General features: G+C 57.6%; 21 protein-coding genes. 7 read left to right on the top strand and 14 right to left on the bottom strand.

The genetic code is table 11. From position 1 onward, the window contains the following. Positions 1-216: 216 nt before the first annotated feature. The gene (locus PMI17_RS19510; RefSeq protein ID WP_007891816.1) at positions 217-801 is read right to left on the bottom strand and encodes a YceI family protein; all 585 of its coding nucleotides are present in this window, start codon (positions 799-801) and stop codon (positions 217-219) included. Positions 802-1,020: 219 nt separating this feature from the next. Between PMI17_RS19510 and PMI17_RS19505 the strand changes: the two genes are divergently transcribed. Further along, positions 1,021-1,371, top strand: coding sequence for a type II toxin-antitoxin system RelE/ParE family toxin (locus PMI17_RS19505; RefSeq protein ID WP_007891814.1), 351 nt, complete (start codon positions 1,021-1,023; stop codon positions 1,369-1,371). Between the two features lies 1 nt (position 1,372). Then, positions 1,373-1,672, top strand: a complete 300-nt coding sequence (locus PMI17_RS19500; RefSeq protein WP_007891812.1) for a helix-turn-helix domain-containing protein — start codon at positions 1,373-1,375, stop codon at positions 1,670-1,672. Here PMI17_RS19500 and pqqF read toward each other — a convergent pair. From pqqF to PMI17_RS19465, 8 genes are all read right to left on the bottom strand, one after another. Continuing rightward, positions 1,663-3,981, bottom strand: coding sequence for a pyrroloquinoline quinone biosynthesis protein PqqF (pqqF, locus tag PMI17_RS19495; protein WP_007891811.1), 2,319 nt, complete (start codon positions 3,979-3,981; stop codon positions 1,663-1,665). The genes PMI17_RS19500 and pqqF overlap by 10 nt on opposite strands. Further along, on the bottom strand, positions 3,981-5,120 hold the full coding sequence (gene pqqE / locus PMI17_RS19490) for a pyrroloquinoline quinone biosynthesis protein PqqE (protein ID WP_007891809.1): 1,140 nt from the start codon (positions 5,118-5,120) through the stop codon (positions 3,981-3,983). Before pqqE ends, pqqF begins: the two co-directional genes overlap by 1 nt. Beyond that, complete coding sequence (pqqD, locus tag PMI17_RS19485) at positions 5,107-5,385, bottom strand: pyrroloquinoline quinone biosynthesis peptide chaperone PqqD (RefSeq protein WP_007891807.1); 279 nt, start codon at positions 5,383-5,385, stop codon at positions 5,107-5,109. Before pqqD ends, pqqE begins: the two co-directional genes overlap by 14 nt. Before the next feature lie 4 nt (positions 5,386-5,389). After that, a complete protein-coding gene (gene pqqC / locus PMI17_RS19480) occupies positions 5,390-6,145 on the bottom strand; it encodes a pyrroloquinoline-quinone synthase PqqC (protein ID WP_007891806.1) in 756 nt (251 codons plus the stop codon). Then, positions 6,142-7,068 (bottom strand): pyrroloquinoline quinone biosynthesis protein PqqB, encoded by a 927-nt coding sequence (gene pqqB / locus PMI17_RS19475; RefSeq protein WP_007891804.1) that lies wholly within the window; start codon positions 7,066-7,068, stop codon positions 6,142-6,144. The genes pqqC and pqqB overlap by 4 nt, the downstream gene beginning before the upstream one ends. A 55-nt stretch (positions 7,069-7,123) precedes the next feature. Further along, the gene (gene pqqA, locus PMI17_RS24970) at positions 7,124-7,195 is read right to left on the bottom strand and encodes a pyrroloquinoline quinone precursor peptide PqqA (protein ID WP_002905689.1); all 72 of its coding nucleotides are present in this window, start codon (positions 7,193-7,195) and stop codon (positions 7,124-7,126) included. Between the two features lie 150 nt (positions 7,196-7,345). Then, on the bottom strand, positions 7,346-8,368 hold the full coding sequence (locus PMI17_RS19470) for a dipeptidase (protein ID WP_036621913.1): 1,023 nt from the start codon (positions 8,366-8,368) through the stop codon (positions 7,346-7,348). 78 nt (positions 8,369-8,446) lie between these two features. Further along, the gene (locus PMI17_RS19465; RefSeq protein ID WP_007891800.1) at positions 8,447-9,379 is read right to left on the bottom strand and encodes an ABC transporter substrate-binding protein; all 933 of its coding nucleotides are present in this window, start codon (positions 9,377-9,379) and stop codon (positions 8,447-8,449) included. A gap of 189 nt (positions 9,380-9,568) precedes the next feature. Between PMI17_RS19465 and leuA the strand changes: the two genes are divergently transcribed. Continuing rightward, positions 9,569-11,254, top strand: a complete 1,686-nt coding sequence (gene leuA / locus PMI17_RS19460; RefSeq protein WP_007891799.1) for a 2-isopropylmalate synthase — start codon at positions 9,569-9,571, stop codon at positions 11,252-11,254. Here leuA and PMI17_RS19455 read toward each other — a convergent pair. Together PMI17_RS19455 and PMI17_RS19450 are read right to left on the bottom strand one after the other, a co-directional pair. Further along, positions 11,205-11,987 (bottom strand): helix-turn-helix transcriptional regulator, encoded by a 783-nt coding sequence (locus tag PMI17_RS19455; protein WP_007891798.1) that lies wholly within the window; start codon positions 11,985-11,987, stop codon positions 11,205-11,207. The genes leuA and PMI17_RS19455 overlap by 50 nt on opposite strands. A gap of 1 nt (position 11,988) precedes the next feature. Then, positions 11,989-12,876 carry an NAD(P)-dependent oxidoreductase gene (locus PMI17_RS19450; RefSeq protein WP_255348774.1) on the bottom strand — a complete coding sequence of 296 codons (888 nt, stop codon included), beginning with the start codon at positions 12,874-12,876 and terminating at the stop codon, positions 11,989-11,991. 194 nt (positions 12,877-13,070) lie between these two features. On the opposite strand from PMI17_RS19450, the gene pqqU reads away from it, so the two are divergent. After that, positions 13,071-15,182 carry a TonB-dependent receptor PqqU gene (gene pqqU / locus PMI17_RS19445; RefSeq protein WP_193372786.1) on the top strand — a complete coding sequence of 704 codons (2,112 nt, stop codon included), beginning with the start codon at positions 13,071-13,073 and terminating at the stop codon, positions 15,180-15,182. A 308-nt stretch (positions 15,183-15,490) separates the two neighbouring features. Here pqqU and PMI17_RS19440 read toward each other — a convergent pair whose 3' ends face one another. From PMI17_RS19440 to PMI17_RS19430, 3 genes are all read right to left on the bottom strand, one after another. Beyond that, positions 15,491-16,045 carry an isochorismatase family protein gene (locus tag PMI17_RS19440; RefSeq protein ID WP_007891795.1) on the bottom strand — a complete coding sequence of 185 codons (555 nt, stop codon included), beginning with the start codon at positions 16,043-16,045 and terminating at the stop codon, positions 15,491-15,493. A gap of 17 nt (positions 16,046-16,062) precedes the next feature. Then, on the bottom strand, positions 16,063-16,488 hold the full coding sequence (locus PMI17_RS19435; RefSeq protein ID WP_007891794.1) for a MarR family winged helix-turn-helix transcriptional regulator: 426 nt from the start codon (positions 16,486-16,488) through the stop codon (positions 16,063-16,065). Between the two features lie 89 nt (positions 16,489-16,577). After that, complete coding sequence (locus PMI17_RS19430) at positions 16,578-17,123, bottom strand: helix-turn-helix domain-containing protein (protein WP_007891789.1); 546 nt, start codon at positions 17,121-17,123, stop codon at positions 16,578-16,580. 95 nt (positions 17,124-17,218) lie between these two features. Between PMI17_RS19430 and PMI17_RS19425 the strand changes: the two genes are divergently transcribed. From PMI17_RS19425 to PMI17_RS19415, 3 genes are all read left to right on the top strand, one after another. Further along, positions 17,219-18,397, top strand: coding sequence for a benzoate/H(+) symporter BenE family transporter (locus PMI17_RS19425; protein WP_007891787.1), 1,179 nt, complete (start codon positions 17,219-17,221; stop codon positions 18,395-18,397). A 153-nt stretch (positions 18,398-18,550) separates the two neighbouring features. Next, the gene (locus PMI17_RS19420; RefSeq protein ID WP_007891786.1) at positions 18,551-19,900 is read left to right on the top strand and encodes an SrfA family protein; all 1,350 of its coding nucleotides are present in this window, start codon (positions 18,551-18,553) and stop codon (positions 19,898-19,900) included. A 2-nt stretch (positions 19,901-19,902) separates the two neighbouring features. Beyond that, positions 19,903-20,188 (top strand): virulence factor SrfB (locus PMI17_RS19415; protein WP_007891785.1); only part of this gene is annotated, 286 nt, incomplete at its 3' end.

Raw genomic sequence — 20,188 nt, 5'->3', positions numbered from 1 at the left:
CGCCGGCTTCACACATTCTGAAACTGCCATACGCTTAGCGGGCGGAACCCCCGCGGAGCCAGTGCGCTGCTTAACTGACGAGCATTACGCCATAAACGGCGACCCTACGGTTATTTAGCGGGATTTCGTAGGGTGCGCATTCAAGCGCACCTGGTCACCATGAATGCGCGTCCTGGCGGATTCATAGCGATTGTGACTCAGCAAACATCGATGCGATTATTTCGCGTATGCTTCTGTTGAGATGGTCAATGTCACGTCATCGCCTACCGCTGGCACATACTTATCCAGCTTGAAATCCGAACGCTTAATTACGCCAGTGGCATCAAATCCAATCGCCTCTTTTTTCACCATCGGATGCATGCCCTGCTGATTAAGCGTGGCATGCAAGGTAACCGGCTTGGTAATCCCTTTCAACGTCAGGTTACCTTCCACGTCGAATTTGTTATCACCCTTGGCTTCCACTTTGGTGCTGTGGAATACCGCTGAAGGATATTTTGCGGTATCGAAATACTCAGCACCGAGAAACTCTTTGGTCAATGCAGGTACGTGGGTATCAATTTGCGTAATCGGCAGCGTGACATCAACGCGCGACTGCTGCGGCTGATCCTTATCAAATACGATTGACCCTTTGCTATTCGGGATATCGGCCGTCGGGTGAGAGAAACCAAAGTGCGTCCAGGTCACGATGACCGAGGTGTGCGCCGGATCGAGGGCATAGTGCATCGCTGCAGCCTGTGACAAGGGGGCATAAAGCGTAGCCGCCGCCAACAGTGGCAGCGCAAGACGGGTAACGTTTTTCACTCGCAGTTCCTTTTAGATCGGGATAATGCAGTGAGTGTCGCCCTTTACCCGCTAACTAACCAGTGAAGAGATTTGCTGGTGACTGTCAAATATATTCAAAAATATCAATGAGTAATAATCATCATACGAAAAAGTCACAGCAAGTAAGTAGCATGCTCGTTGCTTTCATAGTCTAAAGGCTATAGGTTATTTATAGCAAAAAAGCTATGGGATGGCATTATGTGGGAAATTCTGACAACGGATGTTTTCGATAAGTGGTTCCTGGCGCAGAGTGAAGCACTGCGCGAAGATGTGTTAGCCGCGATGACTATTTTAGGTGAAATGGGACCCCAATTGGGACGCCCTTATGTTGATACGCTAAAAGGTAGCGATGTCCCTAACCTGAAGGAGTTGCGCATTCAGCATGCAGGTAACCCCATCAGGGCATTTTTCGCTTTTGATCCGGTGCGACGCGCTATTGTGCTATGCGCAGGGAATAAAACCGGCTGCAACCAAAAACAGTTTTACCGAACGATGATTCGCCTTGCTGAAACAGAATACCGTAAGCATGTGGCACAGATGGAGGGATAAGATGTCTACTTTGAAAGAGTTACTGGAAAAACAATCACCTGAAAGCCAGCAGCGGATCGCTAAAAAAGTCGAGAAATTGCGCCAGGAGATTGCCTTGAGCCAGCTACGTGAAGAGCTTAATCTCTCGCAAACTGAATTAGCACGTGTGATTGGCGTCTCGCAACCCACACTGGCAAAAATGGAAAATCCCGGCAACGACCCGCGACTCTCCACATTAAAACGTTATGTTGACGCTTTGGGTGGTGAACTTCGTATTGACGTTACGCTGCCCAACGGTAAACACATCGCCTTTCAACTTTGATTAACCAAAATTAACCAGCGATGCCTTTCACGCAGCAGGCGATAGTGAAGGTGCTGTAGCTGCGGCAGCATCAGCGACTGGATGGCGGCGCGGTTAAGAATGGGTAAGCCAAACTGCTGGCGCAGCGCTTCTTGCGCACGCTCGCTATTGTCCTGGTTTACGCACTGCATCGCTAAGTTGGCCTGCCAGGCCGCGAGATTTGCTGCAGGAATAGCGGCGATTTCAGCGAGCATGTCTCGCATAAAGCGTTTGCAGTGGCCAAGCAGCGTGCGCCACGGGATATTCGGCGACTGCAGCGCCAACATTAAACCATCGACATCCGCAACTCGCTGATAGCGCGCCGACACCACATAGCCAATTTGCTTCTCCACCCGCAGCTGCTGGAAGAAACGCGTTTCCAGCATCAGCGCCAGCGTGCGTAACGCCGCGAGGCTGGCGTTATCTGCGTGCGGCAGCGGCATAAACAGTAACAGCGCCTGATCGCTCCCGTAACAGGCAACCGGCACCACGCCGCGATGCAGCTTGGCAGGCGTCGCATCGCGCGCCAGTTCGGGGGAGAAATCGCTGAGCAGATGGGCCACGCGCTGGCTTAACGCACCCTTTACGCCGCACCACGCGACCAACCATGGTGGTGTTGCCTGCGGCGGGATCAGTTTGCCAGGCAAAGCGGCCAGCAGCTGACGAATAACGATAGAGTGCGTTGTCGTGACGCGTTGATCCTGCGCCGGTGCGTTAAGCGCCTGTAATGCCTGATGCACGCTAAGCAAAGCGCGATCGGCGCAAGCAGGCAAATTAAGCACCAGCTGCCAGCTACCCTGTTTTTGCTGCCAGCTGCCGTTGCCACCGGCGTGACGCAACTCAGCCAGCACCGGACGTAATAAGCGTTGCCGCGCCTGCGCTTCCTCATCGCGCAACAGCTGATAAAAGGCCGGGCGCAGCAGCAGCGTCTCAACCGATTGCACGGGCGCAATCACCGGCAGCGGCTGCGCCACTGGCGGTAAGTGAGGCAAACTTAGCTGTGCTGACGCCGGATAAAAGTGAAACGTCGCAGGTTCGATGGCGACCCACGGTTGGGGCAACCATTCAGCTAGTGGCAGCGTAAATCCCTGTTTCTGCTGCGGTATACCCTTCAGCTGTTGCTGTGTGAGCAAACGCCTGCGTGGGCAATGAGGTAACGCAGAGGCAAAGTCCGTCAAATTAGCGGGAACGGTTAAGCCAGGCGCGAAGCCGAGCGCCCTGCCGCGTAGCTGCTCCAGCGCGGACGCGGCGGCGAAATCCTGCTGGGCAAGCTGCGCGTAGTGTTGATGCTGCCGCGCATGCGCCCCTCTTAACGCGGTGAGATGCTGCCAGAAGTAGTGTTCAATATGTTGCGCCTGCGCAGGAGAAAGTTGAACAGCGCTAAAACGCAGCGCCAGTAACGCTTGTTGCGTATTCTGCCACAACCACTGGGCGTTAAAGGACTGACATAGCCCTTCACGGCGCAGTAGCGCCATTAAGCTGCCAGGTGCTTCATCTTGCCAAAAAGTATTCAGCAAGGTGACGTTGTCACGGATGGTGGGCTCATCGCCGTCAATCAGCAGCGTCAGCCAGAAGCTCTCTTCCCCCGCCAGCTGCAGCAAACCATCGCCTGGCAGCAGTAGAGGTTCGATTGCCGCTGGGGTTGCACCACCCGTTAATAATCCGCTGCCAAACTGCGACGCCAGCTGCGCCAGTTGATCGAGCGATTGCGGACCTTGCAGCCAAAGCTGCATGTTATCAGCGTGATACCAATGCTGATGAAATGCCTGTAACGCCGCACGCAAATCAGTGACGTTGTCACCAAATGCCGCGCGACTGCCCACGCGAAAGCGTTGAAAACGGCCTTGCAGCGCATCAAGCAGCGCCGCTTCACTCAGCGTTTCAGCATGGCTTTGCAGCAGCTGATACTCAGCATCAATCACCGCCACTTCCTGCTGGATAGCCTGTGAGGTGAGCAGCGGTGCCGCGAGCATATCGCACAGCCGCTGCACGCCGGCTGATAACGCCGCTGCCGGCAGCTGGCAGAAAAAGGCGCTGCGGCTCAGCTGCGTGGTGGCATTCACCTGGCCACCCTGCTGCTGCACCCACGGCATCAGGCGGTTGTCGTCGCTGAAGTTTTCACTGCCGCAAAACAGCAGATGCTCAAGCAAATGCGCCAGGCCTGGCCAACGATCCGGCTCATCCAGGCTGCCCGCCTGCACGCGCATTAACGCCGCCGCATCGCGTGCGCCGGGTTGATGGTGCAGATAACAGCGCAGGCCGTTGGCGAGCGTGATCTGGCGCGCGTTCATCAGGTGACGCGCTGCTTAAAGATCAGTTCGGAGTTGCTACGATTGCGGAACTGCAGCTGCTGGATTTTGATATCACTGCAATTAGCCTGACGCCGCGCTTCGAGGATTTTGCCGTGATGCGGCGACTTGCTGCACACCGGATCGGTATTGTCCGCATCGCCGGTCAGCATAAACGCCTGGCAGCGACAGCCGCCAAAGTCCTTCTCTTTCTCATGGCAGGAGCGGCACGGTTCCGGCATCCAGTCAAAACCGCGATAGCGGTTAAAGCCAAACGAGTTGTACCAGATGTCATCCAGCGTGCGTTCAAGCACCGACGGGAACTCGACCGGCAGCTGACGCGCACTGTGGCACGGCAACGCGGTGCCGTCAGGTGTGACGCTAAGGAAGATCGATCCCCAACCGCCCATGCAGGGTTTTGGCCGCTCTTCATAGTAATCCGGCGTGACGAACAGCAGATTGGTCAGATTGCCGCTGGCGCTCATGCGCTGACGATAATCGGCCACCACTGATTCGGCGTTGGCGATCTGTTCGCGCGTCGGCAGTAATCCTTCACGGTTAAGCTGCGCCCAGCCATAGAACTGACAGGTTGCCAGTTCGACATCATCGGCCTCCAGCTCGATACAGAGATCAATGATTTTGTCGATCTGGTCGATATTATGGCGATGCAGCACAAAGTTCAGCACCATCGGATAGCCGTGCGCTTTCACCGCTTTCGCCATCTCCAGCTTCTGCTGGAAAGCCTTTTTCGAACCCGCCAGTGCAGCGTTTAACGTTTCATCGCTGGCCTGGAAGCTGATCTGGATGTGATCGAGCCCGGCATCAGCAAAGGCGTCGAGTTTTTTCGCCGTCAGGCCGATGCCCGACGTGATCAGGTTGGTGTAGAAACCGAGATCGCGCGCGGCGCGGATCAGCTCTGGCAAATCTTTACGCGTTAGCGGTTCGCCGCCGGAAAAACCGAGCTGCACGCTGCCCATGGCGCGCGCCTGGCGGAACACCTCAATCCACTGTTCGGTGGTCAGCTCTTTCTCCTGCTGGGAGAAATCCAGCGGATTAGAGCAATACGGGCACTGCAGCGGGCAGCGATAGGTCAGTTCTGCCAGCAGCCACAGCGGCGGCGTCACGGTTTTACTCGGATTCACGACAGAGTATCCATTTTTGTTCGATGGCAGATTGCAGGAACTCTTTCACGTCATCGCCCACGCCGCCCGCTTCCGGGAAACGCGCATCCAGCGTAGCGGTGATCGCGGCCACATCCTGTTTGCCATCCACCAGTTCGAGGATCGCCGTGGCGGTTTCGTTTAGCTTGGCCATGCCTTCCGGATAGAGCACGACGTGGCTCTCCTGCGCCGCTTCCCACTGCATGCGGTAACCGCGACGGAAAGCAGGAATCACATTATCTTTCATATGTTTATACCAATCTTGTACTGTGCCAGGACACCTGATCGGTGACCGTATGATAAGGCGGACGCTGCAGTGCATACGCCATGGTCATGGCATCCAGCATGGTCCAGAGAATATCGAGCTTAAACTGCAGAATCTCCAGCATACGGTTCTGCTGCTCGGCGGTGGTGAATACCTCAAGCGCCAGCGCCAGGCCGTGTTCCACATCGCGATTCGCCTGGCTCAGGCGGCTGCGGAAGTAGAAATAACCTTCCTCTTTGATCCATGGATAGTGCTGCGGCCAGCTATCGAGGCGCGACTGGTGAATCTGCGGCGCGAACAGCTCGGTCAGCGAGCTGCACGCCGCTTCCTGCCAGTTGGCCCGACGGGCAAAGTTAACATAGGCATCCACTGCAAAGCGCACGCCCGGCAGCACCAGCTTCTCTGACAGCAACACGTCGCGATCCAAACCCACCGCTTCCCCCAGCTGCAGCCAGGCTTCAATACCGCCTTCATGGCCGTTGCTGCCGTCGTGATCGAGAATGCGCTGCACCCACTTACGACGCGTCGCCGCATCCGGGCAGTTGGCCATGATCGCCGCGTCTTTCAGCGGAATATTGGTCTGATAATAGAAGCGGTTCGCCACCCAGCCCTGAATCTGCTCGCGCGTCGCGGCACCATTGTGCATCGCAATGTGGTACGGATGATGAATGTGGTAGAACGCGCCTTTGTCGCGCAGCGCCTGCTCAAAGGCGGCGGGCGCGAGTGCTTCGGTAATGATCACGATGCAAACTCCTGCAGATGAATCGCCATGCCATCCCAACTCACTTCAATGCCCTGCTGCGTCAAAAATTCACGCTGCGGCGACTGCTCGTTAAGGATCGGATTGGTGTTGTTAATGTGAATCAAAATTTTGCGTTTGGCCGGCAGCGAAGCCAGCAACGCCATCAAACCTTGTTCTTCGGCCAGCGCTAAATGCCCCATCGCCTTGCCGGTATTTTTGCCGACGCCGGTGGTCAGCAGCTCATCATCCTGCCACACCGTACCGTCAATCAGCAGGCAATCGGCTTTTTGCAGCCACGGCATGATCACCGCATCGGGCTCACCGAGTCCCGGGGCGTACAGCAGCGTTTGGCCGTTGGCGGTGTTTTCAATAAACAGCGCCACGTTGTGTCCCGGCAGCGGACGATCGCGATACGGCGAATAGGGCGGCGCGTTGCTGAGGATAGGAATGGCGGTGAATTGCAGGCTGTGGCACACATCAACGCGGAACGGCTCCAGCGGCGTTAACGCATGATGCTGCAAACCGCCGTTCCAGTGCTGCAACATGGTGAAAATCGGGAAGCCGCTGGTGAGATCGGCATGCACTTCTGGCGTGCACCATACCTGATGCGGGCAACCTTCACGCAGGCTGAGCAAGCCGGTGGTGTGATCGATTTGGCTGTCGGTAAGAATAATGCTGCCAATGGCGGTGCCGCGCAGCACGCCCTTTTTTATCAATTCTGGGGTGTGGGCAATTTGCTGGCTGATGTCCGGCGAGGCATTACACAGTACCCAATCTTCACCGTTGTCGCTGACAATGATGGAGGATTGCGTGCGCGCCTGCGCCTGAATAGTGCCGTTACGCAGGCCGCTGCAGTTGGCGCAGTTACAGTTCCACTGCGGGAAGCCGCCGCCAGCCGCTGAACCGAGGACTTTAATAAACATGAACGTTGACCAGAGAGAGAAAACAAAATGCCCGCACGAACGGCGGGCAGAAGTCTTAGCGGTTGGAGATGTACAGAGTCACTTCCAGGCCCAGACGCAGGTCAATAAACGCAGGTTTTTTCCACATAATTTTCTTCCTCTTCTTCAGTCAAAATGCAGAGAACTCTCTGCTGGAGATAATTGCAGCTGTGACGTAGATCACATTGCAATCATGACGCGCGCAGATGTTGCGCCAATGTAGCGAGCAGATCAACCCTGATTAGGTAAGGGAATTGTGCTAATCCCGCCAAATCTGGTGCAACACGCGCTGCCAGTTGCCCCAGGCGAGCTGCTCGAGTGCCGTTTGATCGTAGCCCAGTGAGCGCAACAACGCATACAGGCGCGGCAATCCGGAGACATCTTTCAACGCTTCGGGCACGCTGATGCCATCAAAATCGGAACCCAGCGCCACATGATCGCTGCCCATTATCGCGATCAAGTGCTCAACATGTTTAACAATTTCGATCAATGGCGTGTCGTTATCGCGTTTGCCATCGCTGCGTAAAAACGCGTTACCAAAATTCACACCCACCACACCGCCGCTGTCGCGAATGGCGCGCAATTGATCGTCGGTGAGATTGCGCGGCTGTGCGCACAGCGCGTGGGCGTTGGAGTGCGTCGCCACCAGCGGCGCGGTTGACAGACGCGCGGTGTCCCAAAAAGCTTTCTCGTTCATGTGCGACAGGTCAATCAGCATACGATGGCGATTGGCTGCGGCAATCAGCTGCTCGCCGGCGGCGGTTAAGCCTGGCCCGGTGTCCGGCGAATGGGGAAACGCACCGCTGACGCCCTCGCCAAAGCGATTAGGCAGATTCCAGAACGGGCCGATGCTGCGCACGCCGGCCTGATAAAAAGCGTCGAGCGCTGCGCCGTCGGCATCAAATCCGTCCGCCCCTTCGATATGCGCCACCAGCGCCAGCACACCCTCGGCGCGGCAAGCGGCAATATCCGCGGCGCTGAGGCACAAACGCGCGCGCCCGGCGGATTGCGCCGCCAGCGCTTTAAGAATATCGAGCTGCTGCCAGAGAATCTCCAGCGGTTGCAGATTTTCCTGCGCGCGCTGCGGGGCGACCTCTTGTACATAGCGCGGCGGCGGCACAAACAGGGCGAACAGACCACCGGCAAAACCGCCCTGCTGCATACGAGGAAAATCGAGATGGCCCTTTTCAATACCATGGAAAAAGGCCTGTGCGGGATCATCGCGATGATGCAGCCACAGATTGAGCAGTAGGTCATTATGACCGTCGAAGGTTTTTAGCATGGGGAGATCTTTGACGAAACAACATGCCGCCATGCTACGCGCGCGCTACTGTTTCGCCAAATTTCGGCGCACAAAGGGTTAGTTCTGCGCAACCTGTAAGCCATGATAAAACGTCGGTTTCACATCAAGATGCTGCTGGAGTAAACCGTATTTTTGGTAGAAATCGGCGGTCTCCTGCTGCTGGGCGATGGTGGCGTCATCAATGCTCTGCCAATGTGATTTCCGGCGGGAGAACGATTTCGCTGCGGCCTCTTGCGGGAAGCCGATGATCTTCGCCAGCGTGGTGGAGTACTCATCCACATGGCTGTTGGCCCAACGATCGGCCGCGGCTAAACGGTTAACGTAATCCTGCAGCGCGGCACGTTTGCCATCGTCTTGCAGCGCCGCATCGGTGGCGGCGAGGAAACTGTTGCCGCTGGACAGCCCTACGCCATTCACCAGCACGCGGCCGGTGTTGGTCACTTCCGCCAGCGCAGTGTAAGGATCCCAGGTTGCCCAGGCATCCACCGAGCCGTTGGCCAGCGCGATGCGCGCATCCGCCGGCGTTAAGAAGCGCCATTTGACGTCTTTATCGCTGATACCCGCCTGCTCCAGCGCTTTCAGCGCTTCAAAGTGACCAATCGATCCGCGTCCGGTGGCGATGTTTTTGCCCTTGAGTTCGGCAACCGTTTTGATCGCTGAATCCGGGCTGACCAGCACCGCCAATCCTTCAGGCACCGATTTGCTCACCGCGACCGCTTTCACCTGCGAACCTGCCGCCAGCGAGAACAGCAGCGGCGCATCGCCGATAATACCGGCATCTACCGCACCGGCATTCAGCGCTTCTGCCAGCGGCGCCGCCGCCGGGAACTCGGCCCACTCGATTTTATAATTGAGGTGGTGTAACTGCTGTGCAGCTTCCATTTCGGCGTGCATATTTCCCTTTTGATCGGCAATACGCAGCGTTACGGTTTCAGCTGTGGCCGCCCCGCTGGCTGCCACGATCAATAGTGCCAAAGCTGCTCTTTTCATTGTGTTTTATCTCGTCGTGCAAAACCCCAGCCTAACCCGCGCGCGTCAAATGACCGATGCCGATTTCGCATGTGAAATGCCGCCTGGCGCATATAGGTTGTCAGTTATGCGCGCGTGGTTGTCAGCAATGGGCGAGCCGAGGCACGCGCTGCCAGGCGAGACTACACCCAACACAACAAGGAGATGGTTATGCTCACTCAACCCGCGACAAAATACCGTGCGTTTCCGGTGATTGATTTACCCGACCGCCAGTGGCCATCGCGTCAGCTGACACAGGCGCCGCGCTGGCTCTCCACCGACCTGCGCGACGGTAATCAGGCGTTGGCCACGCCGATGGACAGCGCGCGCAAGCTGGAGTTCTGGCAACTGCTGCTGCGCTGCGGCTTTAAAGAGATTGAGGTGGCCTTTCCGGCGGCCTCGCAAACCGACTTTGATTTTGTGCGCCTGTTAATCGAGCAGCACCACATTCCTGATGACGTGGCGATCCAGGTGCTCACCCAGGCGCGCAGCGATCTGATCGATCGTACCTTTGAGGCGCTGCGTGGCGCACCGAAGGCGATCATCCATATGTACAACGCCACCGCGCCGCTGTTCCGCGAGCGCGTATTCCGCCAGAGCAAAGCTGAAATTATTGAGCTGGCCTGCGCGGGTGCGCGCCAGATTCGCACCCGCTGTGCAGAACAAACCGATACCGCGTGGACCTTCGAATATTCTCCGGAAACCTTCTGCTTTACCGAGCCCGAGTTTGCGCTGGAAATTTGCGAAGCGGTGGCGGCGATTTGGCAACCGGGCCCGACACGCCCGATGATCATCAACCTGCCGGCTACCGTTGAGGTGAACACGCCAAACGTGTATGCCGATCAGATTGAGTATTTCTGTCGCCACTTCAGTCAGCGATCGCACGTGGCGATCAGCGTGCATCCGCATAACGATCGCGGTACCGGCATTGCCTGTGCCGAGCTGGCGATGCTGGCGGGCGCCGATCGCGTGGAAGGATGTTTGTTTGGTAACGGTGAACGCACCGGCAACGTGGATCTCATCACGCTGGCGCTCAATCTCTACACCCAGGGCGTGGCGCCACAGCTCGACTTCAGCGATATCCAGCAGGTGCTGGAAGTCGTGACGCGCTGCAATCAGCTGCCGGTGCATCCCCGCCATCCTTACGCCGGCGAGCTGGTGTTTACCGCGTTCTCCGGTTCACATCAGGATGCGATTCGCAAAGGCTTTGCCGAGCGTGCCGAACGTGAAGAAGCGATTTGGCAAATGCCGTATCTGTCGCTCGACCCAATGGATATTGGCTGCAGCTATGAAGCGGTGATCCGCGTCAATAGCCAATCCGGCAAAGGCGGTGCAGCGTGGCTGCTAGAGCAAAATCACGGCCTGCAGCTGCCGCGCGGTTTGCAGCAGGATTTCAGCCGCCTCGTGCAGCAGCAAACCGATCAACATGGTCAGGAGATGACGCACCACGCGCTGTGGCAGTTGTTCTGTCAGCATTACGGCTTAACTCAGCCGGCGCGGCGTTTGCTGGAAGCGGAAAGCCACAGCGATGACAAAGGCGAAACGCGTTTCAAAGCGCGATTACAACAAGGAGTGCAGCAGGTGACGCTGGAGGGCAGAGGCAACGGATTACTGTCTGCCGCGGTTGCAGCGCTGCGTCAGCGCTACGATTTAGCCATCACCATCGAGGATTATCATGAACATACGCTGGGAAAACGTAGCGACAGCCGCTCGGTGACCTACATCAGCTGCGTTAATGCCCGCGGTGAACGTGCGTGGGGTGTGGGCATTGATAACGATGTGGCGCGCGCCTCACTGCAGGCTCTGCTTAACGCAGCGCACGCTTTTCTGCCGCAGGAAAGTAGTTCGCTGGCGTAACGCCGAGCACGCGGCGGAACATGGCGCTGAAAGCGCTCGGGCTGTCGTAACCGAGATCGAGCGCCACCGTTAACACGCTTTCGCCCTGCGCTAAACGAGTGAGCGCCACGCTGAGCCGCGCGCGTCGTACCCAGTCGCTAAACTGCAAACCGGTTTCGCGACTGAAATGGCGCGCCAGCGTGCGCTCGGCCACGCAAAGCTCAGCGGCGGCACGGGCCAGCGTCCAGTTTTCACCCGGCGCGTGCTGAATGTGCTGACATAAACTCAGCAGCCGCTCGCTTTCCGGCAGCGGCAGGCCAAACGGCAGCACATCCATCACGCGTATTTCATCCAGTATCAGCTCATAAATGCGCTCGGCGCGGCTGCCGGAGCCGTACTGCTCTGGCAACGCCAGCGCACTGACGATCAACTCGCGCAGCAGCGGCGAAATCTGCACCACCTGACAACTGGCAGGCAGATCGGCGCGCGCCAGCGGATCAACAAACAGCGTACGCGCCGCCACCGCACCAACGATATGTAATGCGTGGCGCGTTCCGGCAGGCAGCCAGACGCCGCGGCTGGGCGGCACAATCCAGCTGCCCTGCTGGGTTTCGACTTTCACCACGCCGCTCAGCGTGTGGATCAGCTGTGCGCAATCGTGGTAATGCCACGGCTCGGCGTCACCATGCGCGTAATCGTGCGCATACGGCACCAGCGGACGATGGGCAAAATCGAAGTTGAGCCGCGCGCTCATATTAGCGTTTCAGATACTGATAAACCGCCGCCAGATCCTGCTCACCGTAACCGGCGTCCACCGCTTGCTGCCAGACATCCACAATGTTTTCCAGCGCGGGCAGTTTGCTGTCGCCCGCCGCGTCCAGCGCCAGTTTGGCGTCTTTCAGCGCCCACACCAGATGCATCTGTGGGGTGAAATCGCCGCTGGCAATCATGCCGAGCTTCATTTTGGCATAGGGTGCAGCCAGTGGACCGCCATCCAGCACTTTCCACAGATCGTCGGTGCTGAAACCGAACGCTTCCGCCAAACGGGTACTTTCCGCCAGGCTCTGCATCAAACCAATCAACCAGCTATTCACCACCAGCTTCATGCGCGAACTGGCACCCGCGGCACCCAGCCACTGCGTGCCTTTACCAATTGCAGCAAACACCTGCTCGGCGGCCTGGGCTTTACTTTGGTCGCCGCTCGCCATCACCAGGATTTGTGCATTTTCTGCCGGCGCTTTCGTACCGGAAACCGGCGCGTCGATAAACACCACATCCGGACGGGCGCGTTTAAATTCGGCGATCAGTTGATCGGTGGCTTCCACACCGATGGTGCCCATCTGGCAAAGGGTTGCGCCCTGCTTGAGCGCGCTGCTGGCGTCGTTCAGCGCCTGACGCGTGGTGGCGCCATCAGCCAACATGGCGATCACTACGTCCGCGCCCTCAACCGCTTGCGCCGCGCTGTCGCTCAGGTGGATGCCTGCGCTCAGCAGATCTTCGCCTTTGGCACGCGTGCGGTTCCAGCCGCGTACCCTGAAGCCTTTTTTCAGCAGGTTGGCGGCAAACGCATGGCCCATTGCACCCAATCCCAGTACCGCTACCACAGGTTGTTGACTCATATTCCCTCTCTTTTGTGCCTTCAGACAAAACCGCCAGACTGACAGAATTTTCCCCACGCAGCCAGGCGAGAGATGCGATGAAAAAACATTTTCAACACCGCAAACAGTAATAATCCGTCATACTATTAACGCTTTTCAAACAAATGAAAAAACGATTAACATACGCGCCATTAATGTTCCAATCGGTTCATTCCACGCCCTTTTTACGGTCTTTCATAATGAAAATAGCTTTACTGCGCCAGGCTTCGCTGTTGATGCTGCCTGCGATGTTACCGGTCTCGGCGCTAGCGGCAGGCGCTGCCAGCAATACCATGGTGGTCAGTGCCGCGCCGTCCGCGTCCGGCCTTTCCGAACTGGATACGCCAGCGGCGGTCAGCGTGGTCTCCGGCGACGATATGCGTCACGCGGCACCGCGCGTGAATTTGTCAGAAAATCTCGCCAGCGTGCCCGGTTTGCAGATTCAAAATAGGCAGAACTATGCGCAGGATTTGCAGATTTCGGTGCGCGGCTTTGGTTCGCGCTCCACGTTCGGCCTGCGCGGCATTCGTATGTATGTCGACGGGATCCCGGCGACCATGCCTGATGGCCAGGGACAAACCTCTAATATTGATATCGGATCGATTGACCATATCGACGTGCTGCGCGGCCCGTTCTCGGCGCTGTATGGCAACTCATCCGGCGGCGTGATTAGCGTTGAAACCGAAACCGGCCAGCAGCCAACCACGCTGGAAGCCAGCAGCTGGTACGGCAGTTACGGCAGCTGGCGCAACAGCGTGAAAGCCAGCGGCGCAACCGGCGACGGCACTCAGGCCGGTGACGTCAACTACACGGTTTCCGCTTCACGCTTTACCACACACGGCTATCGCGATCACAGCTCGGCGCAGAAGAATCTGGGTAATGCCAAACTCGGCGTGCGCATTGATGATGTCAGCACCCTGACGCTGCTGTTTAATAGCGTGCACGTTGAAGCACAGGATCCGGGCGGGTTGACCGCCGCACAGTGGAAGGATAATCCGCGCCAGGTGGCCAACAACGTCACGCTGTACGATGCGCGTAAAACCGTCGACCAGACGCAGGCCGGCCTGCACTATCAGCGCCAGATGAGTGAAAACGACGACCTGAGCGTGATGATGTACGCCGGTGAACGTGAAACCACCCAGTATCAATCGATTCCGAGAGCCACCCAATTAAATCCCGGTTATCCCGGCGGCGTGATTTCGCTGTCGCGTCATTATCAGGGCATTGATACGCGCTGGACGCACCGCGACGCACTGTTCACCATTCCGGTAACTTTCACCGGTGGCCTCGACTATGAAACCATGACCGAGAAGCGTAAGGGTTATCAAAACTTTACCGCCAACGAGTTGGGCGTGCAGGGCGATATGCGTCGTAACGAACGCAATCTGATGTGGAACCTCGATCCCTATCTGCAAACCGCGTGGCAGCTAACCGACAAACTGTCGCTGGATGCTGGCGTGCGTTTTAGTACGGTAAATTTTGATTCCAATGACTATTACGTCACTTCTACCGATTTAGATGATAGTGGCAATCGTCGCTACCATCGCTGGCTGCCGGCGGCGGCACTGAACTACGCCATTGATAACAGCTGGAACGCCTACGTTTCTGCCGGTCGCGGTTTCGAAACACCAACGCTGAATGAGTTGTCTTATCGCGCTCAAGGCCAGGCTGGTCTTAATCTAGGGCTGCAACCGGCAACTAGCGAAACGGTTGAGTTGGGCAGCAAAAAACGTATCGGCAATGGATTATTAACTGCCGCAGTGTTTCAGACCGACACTAAAAACGAAATTGTTTCAAATGGCAGTTTTGAAGGACGAACAACTTACAAAAACGCCGGTGAAACGCGTCGTCGCGGTTTAGAGCTGGGTCTCGATCAGCAGTTCGGCGAGAGCTGGCGTTTCAAAGCCGCATGGACCCTGCTGGATGCGCGCTATCGCTCTAACGCCTGCGGCACCGAAAGCTGCGACGGCAACCGTATTCCCGGCATTGCCCGCAATATGGCTTATGCCGGTCTGGCCTACGCCCCCGATCAGGGCTGGTATGCCGGAACCGATGTGCGCTACCTGAGCGATATCGCCGCGGATGATGAGAACGATGTGAAAGCGCCGTCTTACACTGTGGTTGGCGTCAACAGCGGTTATAAGTGGCTGGTGCAGAACTGGACGCTGGATCTGTTTGGCCGCGTCGATAACCTGTTTGACCGTAACTACATCGGCTCGGTGATCGTCAACGAGAGCAACGGTCGTTATTACGAACCGGCGCCGGGCCGTAATTACAGCGTGGGTCTGACGGTGAGTTATGCGTTTCAGTAAATAAACGCGTTGTAGAAGATGATGTAAAAGCCCTGCAAGACTTGTCTGGATTGCAGGGCTTTTTCTTTTTTTGCTTGGGTATGAAGCTACAGGTTCGCTATTTTCATTCTCTTTTTCTATGTGAGAATGAACATGACTAAAAAGAAAACCTCAGCGAAAAATCCAGTACTTAATCAGAAAGCAAAAACGGTAAAGCGCTCTCTTCCTTTGATACATCACCGAATTTCAGATCCTTGTGCATTGGAAATCGACTTTGTACCTATCAGACTGAACATTATTGCTCGCCCTATAGAATGGTAATTGTCTTTTTACTTCAACAGTGCCAGTACGTCTTCCGTTGTGCCAGTTTCACCCAGGCGCGGGAAGATGCGTTCAACGCTGTTTTTGTGCGTTTCGGCATTCAGACAGGTCATGGCATCGGTGGCCAGCGTCACGTTGTAGCCCAATTCATACGCCTGACGCGCCGTTGATTCCACGCCAATGCTGGTGGCGATGCCACAGATGACCACCTGAGTGATGCCGCGCTGCTGCAGTTGTTCATGCAGGTCAGTATTGTGGAATGCGCCCCAGGTTTTCTTAGTGATGGCGATGTCGCCACGCTGCTGCGCCAGATCCGGCACTAACGTCGCCCAATCGGCAGGCAGATCGCCGCCGTGCTTAGGCTGCTCATTGCGGCCCGGTGCGCCACCAGCCACATTAACCAGCACCACCGGGCGCTTTTGACCACGGAAGGCATCGGCCAAACGCGCTGAGCGCTCAATCACCTCGTTAGCCTCTAACGGTGCCACAGGCAGCGCGACAATGCCGTTCTGCAGGTCAATCACAATCAGCGCGGTGTTGTCGTCAAGGGTAGTTAAAGCCATGTTGTGTCCTCTCAGGATTATTGGTCGGCAAGTCGTTGCAGTAAGGGAATAGCCGCCAGCAGCGTTTGCTGTTCCTGCAAACTCAATTGCGTGGCGATGCTGTTGACGAGCCAGTCATCACGCTGCGCGCGGTTAGCGGCAATCAGGTGCAGGCAGGCATCAGTGGGATGATAGCGGGTTTTACGGCCATCCAGCGGATCGGCCTCGCCCTTTACCATGCCCAACGCCTGTAAGCTGGCAATCGTGGCGCCCATCGATTGGGTGCGCACCGCTTCCCGCGCCGCGAGTTCGGTGACCGTCATCGCGCCATCCCGCACCAGATAACCCAGCACCGAGACCTGCGACCAGGTGAGATCGCCCGGTGGCGCTGATTCGCGCAAGCGACGCGCCAGTTTGCCATTGATACTGCGCAGTATCGCCGCCGCGCTGTTGAGGTCGCTCATGGCACCGTCTCCCTTACTGATGAGCCGCGAGTATATAAATACGAAGGCAAACTGTGTAGTTTACCTTCGTATCAATTTGTAATTGGCAGCTAATCCCGTTGCAGATAATGAATCAAGCTATGAAAGCGCAGCGGCGTGCTGAGGGGATTGCGGTAACTGTGCGGTGTATCGGCGGCGAACTGGCTGGCCTCGCCCTGCAGCAAGCGCCGCCAGGTCCCTTCCACGCCCAACAGTAATTCACCGTCCAGCACCACCACTTGCTCAATCACCCCGCTTTCATGTGCGGATGAGTCGCTCTGCGCGCCGCCCGCCAACGTCACCTCCAGCAGATCAAACCGCAGCCTGGCATCGTATGGCAGCAGCGGTTTGACCTGCATCTGCGCGTTCGGCTGGCTGAAAGTCGCCACGCTGCCCGGCGGGTGATCGCTGCCCTGCACAAAGAAGGAAAACGGCACGTTAAAGCCGGTAGCGATTTTCCACAGCGTCGCCACTGTTGGGCTCGATTCGCCGCGCTCGATCTGGCCAAGCATCGCTTTGCTCACGCCGGTGCGCTCCGCCGCCAGCGTCAAACTCCAGCCGTTGGCCTGCCGCAATTGCTTCAGCGCCAGGCTCAAATGTTGATGCAGATTTTCCATGTGTTCTCCCGAAAGCTCGCGCGCAGTGTAGCACTTGTGCGCTATAGCGTCCCATGCAACAATGTGCGCTATAACGCACAACGGGATGTGACCGGATGATGACCGCCACCACGCGCAGCGCTTTCTCTTTTCCCATGCTGATATCGGGCTTTGTCGCCGTGCTGATCGGCTACAGCAGCTCAGCGGCACTGATCTTTCAGGCGGCACAAGCGGCGGGCGCATCGCCGGAGCAGATTGGCGGCTGGCTTTCCATGCTGGGCATCGGTATGGGGCTGGCGTCATTGGGTCTGTCGTTGTGGACGCGTATGCCCATCCTTGCAGCATGGTCCACGCCCGGCGCCGCGTTGCTCGCCACCAGCGTGCAGGGATTGACGCTCAATGAAGTGGTCGGCGTGTTTGTCGCCACCAACCTGTTGATTGTGTTGTGCGGCGTCACCGGTCTGTTTGCCAGGCTGATGAATCACATTCCCCAGTCGCTGGCGGCGGCGATGCTGGCCGGCATTCTGCTGCGGTTTGGTATCGGCACCTTTAGCGGTTTGCAAAGCCATTTCGCCCTGTGCGGCAGCATGTGTCTGGTATGGCTGATTAGCCGCCGCTGGCTGCCGCGCTACGCCATCATTCTGGCGCTCATCGCAGGCGTGCTGGTAGCGTTCTACCAGCAAACCCTTCATTTACCGCCACATGCGCTGGCCATCAGTCGGCCAGAATTTATCATGCCGCAATTCAATCTGGCCGCGTTGATTGGCGTCGGTTTACCCTATTTTCTGGTGACGATGGCTTCACAAAACGCGCCCGGTATGGCGACTCTACAGGCGCATGGCTATCAACCACCGATTTCCGCGCTGACCGGCTGGACCGGATTTATCGCCCTGATACTGTCGCCGTTTGGCGGCTTTTCGGTGTGCATTGCCGCGATTACCGCCGCCATCTGTATGGGTGAGGAGGTTGATGCCAATCCGGCGCGACGCTGGATGGCCTCTGCGCTGGCGGGCGTATTCTATCTCCTCACCGGCTTTACCGGCGGATTGATTGCCGTGCTGCTGAGCGCGCTGCCGCCGGTATTTATCGCTACGCTGGCTGGCCTGGCGCTGCTTGGCACGCTTGCGGGCAGTTTGCAACGCGCGCTGGCAGAACCGGCGCAGCGCGATAGCGCCATCGTGGCGTTTCTGATCACCGCCAGCGGCATTTCGCTGCTGGGCATTGGCTCCGCGTTTTGGGGCTTGCTCGGCGGCATGCTGACGTTTTTGATTCTGTCCCCACGCAGCCGCGCTTAAAATTTCAGCAACCTGACCCCGCAGCCGGGAAAAACGCCCTGTTTTCCCCCCTTTATCAGCCGTTTGATTTGCCGGCATTTGGCTTAAGATCACTACCATCGCCATCAACACACACTGTTCTGCCTCAGACAACCACCGATAAGGGCCCAACGAGTGGCAAAAACTTTTCTGCGCAGCGGCAATCTGGACACGGTACTGGCACTGGGTGAAAACGGCCAGCCGGTCTGGAGTTCCGCCTTGCAAATCCGCGAAACCTTGCGTCTGCGCCGCCAAACTACACTGGCCAACTGCCTGGCGATTCCGCAGGCCAATGAGCGCGGTGATCGCCTCGACTGGTATGCCCCGTTTAATGGCAAAGTGAAATCCTGGCTGGGCGCCAGCGACCACGAACGCCGTCAGGCGCTGGAGCTGCTGACCTTGAACCAGCAGGATCTCCAGGCGCTGAGCCTGCGCGCGCGCGATGCGGATAATCCTGCCATGCGGCTGTTTGGTGCGTTGCTGAGCAAAACCCTGCAGTTCCCGGACCAGCAGTACGTTTATCTGGTGGATGGCAAACCGGTGATCACCTTCTGGGGCTTTGTCGATCCGCAGGCGCGTTCGCGTGATGACGCGCTGGCCTGCCTGCGCGAGACGCTGGAAGAAGCGTTGCCGCCGCTGTTGCCGGAACCGCCTGCCGCACCGCTGGTGGTGGCACCAGTGATTGCGCCGCTGATCGACGTACCGCCTGCCGCTGCCGAACCGGTGATCGCGCCTGAAGCTGAAATCGAACAACCGGCGGCTGAAGTCATTCCCGAGCCAGCGCCTGACCCCGCACCCGAACCCGTCGCGCCACCACGTCGCGCCTTTGCCGTGCGTCCGCTGATGCTGTTGTTACCCGTTGCGGCGGTGGTCGCCGCGGGTGTCGCCTTCTGGCTGCACAGCGCGCCTGAGCCAGCCAAACCGGCAGCGGCCAGCGTTGCTGATGCTCCGGTGCCGGTCATGAAGACGCCTGCGGTGATAGTGAAAGCCGAAAAACTCGCCGCCACGCTGCCGCAAACCGCGGCCAGCGTGATCGCCGCTGCGCCGGTCGTGGCCCCTGCCGCCGCGCCTGAAGTGGTAGCAGAACATACCGAACCGGCAAAAGCCGACGATCTGGTGATGACCACCGAAGATGCGCGCGTCGGCTCCGTGAAGTTTATCAATGGCACCTGGCGCGTCACCTTGCGTCAGACCAATCTGCCAACCGGCAAGCCGCCGAGCCTGCGCTATCAGATCCGCAATGGCAAAGGCACCGCCACCATTACCCAGGGCGATAACATCCGCTGCAAAGCCGATGTCACCGCCGCGATGACCACCTCCGGCATCATGGAAGTACGCAGCCGCTATACTGCCAGCTGCAGCGATAAATCGCGTTACCGCATGCCGGAATTGGTGTGTAAAGCCGGTGATGGCATTGCCAGCTGTACTGCGCAATATGGCGCAGATCAGGTGTTCCCGTTGACGATTAAGCGTGAGAGTAAGTAAACATGTTGGCTCCCCTCATCGATGACAAACAGAAAATCACGCTGATTGAAGATAGCGGTGTACAGTTTCTTGATTTCGGTTTGCGTTTGCCTGCGTTACAGGCGCGCCGTCAGTTCGTGCGTCAGACGGCTAATGGCCCGCTGCTGCGCCTGAATGTCGATGGCAACAGCGGTAAGTTCCTGCTTTATCCGGAAGATGGCGGCGCGGCAGAAGTGGTGCGTCCGGAGTCGGATATTGCGCTGGCCGACTCACTGAAACTGCTGGCCCAGCAGTGGCTGGCGCTGCCGG

Source organism: Pantoea sp. GM01 (genome assembly GCF_000282675.1).
Taxonomy (GTDB): domain Bacteria; phylum Pseudomonadota; class Gammaproteobacteria; order Enterobacterales; family Enterobacteriaceae; genus Pantoea; species Pantoea nemavictus.
The sequence above is the reverse complement of the archived record's forward strand: the minus strand, read 5'-3'. Positions and strand labels throughout refer to the sequence as shown.